We start from the raw sequence: 4,676 nt of genomic DNA on the forward strand, positions 1-4,676 counted from the left end.
GATTTATGAGTATCTGCGTGAAAATTTTGAATCGGATATTAAAATGGATATTGTGATGAAGGAAGAAGAATTTGTTTCCGCACTATCCTTAAAAAAATATGATCTGATTTTAGCTGACTTTATGTTGCCCGATTTTAATGGCTTTGTGGCGTTAGAGTATGTAATATCAATATGCCCGACGACACCGTTTATTTGTGTATCCGGTTTCATCGGGGAAGAAACCGCGGTGGAACTTCTGAAAAAAGGTGCCACCGATTATGTTTCAAAAGATAAACTGGGGCGATTGAAACATTCCATAGAAAGAGCGATAAAGGAAGCAAAAGAAAACAAAGAGAAAGAAAAACGGGCGGCTGAACTTAGTAGGGCCAATGCCTATCTGGACAATTTGTTCAACAACTCCAATGCGGCAATCATCATTTCTGATGAACAATGGAATATCAAACAAATCAATCGCGCCTTTAAAAATTTAACAGGCTATAGTGAAGATGAGATTCTCGGAAAATCCATCAGCATTCTTTTTCCACTTGACAAGGTAAACGAATCAATCAATCGTATAAAAAATTCATTGGATGATAAATCCTGGGACACCATTGAAATTGAATTACAGAATAAAAACGGTTTTGTTAAAACATTTTTGTTTAATACAGCAATTATATTCGATTCCGACGGGTTAACCCCTGTTTCGATTATCTGTCAGGGCCAGGACATTACTGAAAGAAAGAAATCCGAAAATGAAATCCTGTATTTAAGCTATTATGACCAGCTCACCGGGCTTTATAATCGGAGATTTTACGAAGAAGAATTAAAAAGACTGGATACGAGAAGGAATCTGCCGTTGTCCCTGATCATGGGGGATATTAACGGTTTAAAACTAATCAATGATTCCTTTGGCCATGCTATGGGTGACGAACTTCTTAAAAAAGCGGCAAAAGTGATAAAAAAAGGATGCCGCATTGATGACATCATTGCCAGGCATGGCGGGGATGAATTTGTCATCATTTTACCTGAAACAAATGCCGCGGAAACAGAGAAAATCATTGAACGGATTAAGGACTTGTCCGCAAATGAAAAAATTGGCGGCTTCGGCATTTCAATTTCCTTTGGTTTTGAAACAAAGGAAAAGGAGGATGAAAACATTAAAGCTATATTCAAAAAAGCGGAAGATCGGATGTATCGAGACAAGCTTTCTGAAAGCCCCAGTATTCGGGGCAAAACAATTGAACTCATTATGAGTACGTTATACGAGAAAAACCATCGAGAGCATTTGCATTCGATCAGGGTCGGTGAGCTTTGCGCGGTGATTGCAGCCGAAATGGATTTTAGCAAGGATGATGTTAATCAGATTAGAACAGCAGGGCTGATGCATGATATCGGAAAAATCGGCGTTGATGATAAAATTCTGAATACTCCCAGAGAATTAAGTCCGGATGAATGGCAGGACATCAAAAGGCATCCGGAAATCGGATATCGAATATTAAGCTCGGTCAATGAACTTTCAGAAATAGCCAATCAGGTGCTGCAACATCACGAACAGGTTGACGGTGAAGGCTATCCTAAAGGTCTGAAAAGAAGCGAAATTTTATTGGAGTCACGGATTATCGCCGTTGTTGAAGCATTTGATGCAATGACCAGTAATTGGACGTTTCGAAGGGCATTGAGTGAAGAAGATGCCATCAATGAACTCAAACGATGTTCCGGGACCAAGTTTGATCCTGACATAACACGTTTATTTATCGAAAAAGTTTTAGGAAAGGACTGGTATTAGACGCATCGACTGGAAGTTGAGTGGAGAGATACAAATAAAGAAAAGGCTGACAGACTCCTGTGAGGAAACATAGGAGGTAAAATAAGTTTAAGGAATCGCAGTATATATAATGACATGAATAGCTCCTTTTTTAAATGTGATAACAGTATATCACAAACCAATGTTCAATATGAAAGCGGCTAATCACATTTTCATACTCATAGCATAGAATATTATGATATAATAAACAAAAATATAACTAAACATAAAGAAGTAACAAAGCTTCGGAAAGCAGGATTATGAAAGTATTAGGAATAAACGGAAGTCCACACGCAGAAGGAAATACCTTTACTGCACTTTCTATAGCAGGAGAAATATTCGCACAGGAAAGCATTGAATTTGAAATTTTCAATGTTGGAATGAAGGCGGTACAAGGTTGTACCGGATGCGGGGCCTGTGGTAAAAAGAAAAATGAAGAATGTATTTTCAAAAAAGATGTTGTCAATGAGGGCATACAAAAGATGAAAGCGGCAGATGGGATTATTTTTGGAAGTCCTGTTCACTTTGCCGGCATCGGTGGGAATATGAAATCTTTCTGTGATCGTACTTTTTTTGTTGCCAGCAACAATGGTGGGTTATTTCGTCATAAAGTCGGAGCTTCTGTTGCCGCAGTACGCAGATCAGGAGGAGTCACGACACTGGATCAGCTCAATCACTTTATTACCTACTCGGAAATGGTATTAGCCAGTGGAAATTACTGGAATGTGATCCATGGCCGTACGCCTGGTGAAGCTGAACAGGATACTGAAGGGTCACAGGCCATTGAGGTAACCGCGCAAAATATGGCTTGGCTCATTAAGCTCATTGAAAATGGAAAAGGGGTTGTTCCCGAACCCAATCCGGTTAACAAAGTTTTTATGCATTTTATTCGATAACATATAAAAAAAAAACGGGCTATTTAGTGCCCGCTTTTTGTTGCCTGTTTTACGGAATAAAGTTAATTTCAACAGATCCGACACCACCATTAATATCCAGGCTATTGGATGCTGTTCTAGGACCTGTTCCGTTTTCTGAAATCCCTAAACCATTCACTGTAATAGGTCCCAGACCCTGGTCTGCATTAATAAAATAATCCTGGGGATTACCATTAATATTTAGGATTGTCTGACCAACACCACAGTCCAGTTTAAATTTCCCGGTGAGCTGACCAGCTATTTTCACTAAGCCAACACCACTTTTAATATCAAAATTATTCAGCTTAACATTCTCAAAGTTTACAGCGCCTGCACCACCACTGAGACTTCCGGAATCTGCCTGGATATTCGATGCTGCGAGTTCTCCTGCGCCCTGGGTAATGTTAATTTCCCTGGCAGCTAAATCAGTAATTTCACCACGCCCAGCGCCGATTTCCAGATCAACACCATTGAGGATGATTCCTTTTGGAATAGTAATCACCAGACTTCGTGCTTTTGTCTGACCAAATAGATTTCCAAAAAAATTAAAATTTTTGCTGTCTTCAATGATTAAAGTACCATTTGTAACTTTTATTGAAAGATCTGAAGTAAGACCGGAGCCTCCAATCGTGAATTTATCCCCTGACTGAATAGTGAGATCTCCTGCATTAAAATTAATTTTCATATTTTCAAGTGACTCCGAGTATTCTTTATTGAAGGACCCGGATGAGTCATTATGTGTTATACTCTTATTATCCACTAACCCAAGACTATTAATGACAAAAATACCGCCATTGACAATCATGGAAATAATACCCAGGGCAAGTACCAGCCCAAGGGCGATGCCGAAATACTTAATCCAGGATTGGTTGCTTTTCATTTTATTTCTGTGCCTCCAAAGATTGAAGTACTGTTAAAATAAATGGTCGGAGGATTTTCTTCAAGTGGTCTGTTTGCCTTGTTGGAAGTACCACCAAAAATCGGTGTACCGGATACTTCAACACGAACATTAGGAGGTACCAAAACATTAATTCCTCCAAAGATAGCATTTGTTTCAACGTAAATATCCTCTGTGATAATGGATTGTCTCAGGTCCAGATCAATGCCTCCAAAAACAGCAGTTAAAGAGGCTCCTTTAAAATCTTCTCCCTGGAACTTTAATTCCTGGGAACCGAAAATCGCTGAATACTCAGCAAGACCATCTTTGTTCAAGCTTTTAATGATTTTGGAATTTATATTAAGTTTATCTTTGAAAATAATGCTAACACCAATGGCTACAATAATGATCGGAAAGATCAGTTCCCCGATGAACTGTCCATTAAAGTAACCCTGGGCAGAAACAAGTAATAATAGGCCAATTCCAACACCAATAATGTTCCATAGTTGCGGGCCATTTTGAAAGATGCTGATAACACAGGGAATAATTATAAATAGGGTCCACCAGCCATTAAAAAATAATTCAAAATTCCATAAACCAAAAACATTTCCGGCAAAACCAAGACCAACGGCTACTAATAATAAGCCCCATAAGAGATTTCCAACACGATTTTTCATTTCTGCTCCTTATAAGTATTATTTTTTGATTATTATATCATAATTCTGATATAACAACCAATTTTTGGGCATAAAAGATAAGGAACCGGATGATTATTTCTCAAGTTGCGATTTTATCTCTGGACAGTCAAAGATCATTATTTATAAGAGACTAATTAAAATTTAAAGGAGACCATCATGGCACTTACAGAAGTAAAACGATTTATGAGTTACATCGCTGAAAATCGGAAGGCACTTATCGAATACAATGAAAAGCTTTTGAAGTCGGGAAGTTTTCTTTTCACAGAACCGACAGTCATCTCCACTGGTTATTACGCATCACCCATGCTTCCGGAAAATATTGAAGATGATCTTCTCCAGCGAATTATTGAATTAGATGAAAAGTCTGCAAAAAAATTAGAAAAAATCAGTGAGGCCCAGGGAGA

Annotated in this window: 5 protein-coding genes; 3 read left to right on the forward strand and 2 right to left on the reverse strand. The window is 38.4% G+C overall.

Features of this window, described 5'->3' with window-relative positions:
* Nucleotides 1-1,765 (forward strand): diguanylate cyclase (locus VIK44_RS06160; RefSeq protein ID WP_331552972.1); only part of this gene is annotated, 1,765 nt, incomplete at its 5' end.
* Nucleotides 1,766-2,043: 278 nt separating this feature from the next.
* Entirely contained in the window at nucleotides 2,044-2,679 is a 636-nt protein-coding gene (locus tag VIK44_RS06165; protein WP_331552973.1) for a flavodoxin family protein, read from the forward strand.
* Nucleotides 2,680-2,728: 49 nt separating this feature from the next.
* On the opposite strand, the gene VIK44_RS06170 is transcribed toward VIK44_RS06165, so the two are convergent.
* Nucleotides 2,729-3,577, reverse strand: a complete 849-nt coding sequence (locus VIK44_RS06170) for a DUF4097 family beta strand repeat-containing protein (protein WP_331552974.1) — start codon at nucleotides 3,575-3,577, stop codon at nucleotides 2,729-2,731.
* The gene (locus tag VIK44_RS06175; RefSeq protein WP_331552975.1) at nucleotides 3,574-4,251 is read right to left on the reverse strand and encodes a LiaF transmembrane domain-containing protein; all 678 of its coding nucleotides are present in this window, start codon (nucleotides 4,249-4,251) and stop codon (nucleotides 3,574-3,576) included. Before VIK44_RS06175 ends, VIK44_RS06170 begins: the two co-directional genes overlap by 4 nt.
* Before the next feature lie 177 nt (nucleotides 4,252-4,428).
* Between VIK44_RS06175 and VIK44_RS06180 the strand changes: the two genes are divergently transcribed.
* Nucleotides 4,429-4,676: hypothetical protein (locus VIK44_RS06180; protein ID WP_331552976.1), on the forward strand; the 248-nt coding region annotated here is incomplete at its 3' end.

Source organism: Acetobacterium sp. (assembly GCF_036508315.1).
Classification (GTDB): Bacteria; Bacillota; Clostridia; order Eubacteriales; family Eubacteriaceae; genus Acetobacterium.

Coding starts and splice junctions, on each gene's coding strand:
- VIK44_RS06165 (WP_331552973.1), top strand. CDS start 2,044: ATGAAAGTATTAGGAATAAACGGAAGTCCACACGCAGAAGGAAATACC.
- VIK44_RS06170 (WP_331552974.1), bottom strand. CDS start 3,577: ATGAAAAGCAACCAATCCTGGATTAAGTATTTCGGCATCGCCCTTGGG.
- VIK44_RS06175 (WP_331552975.1), bottom strand. CDS start 4,251: ATGAAAAATCGTGTTGGAAATCTCTTATGGGGCTTATTATTAGTAGCC.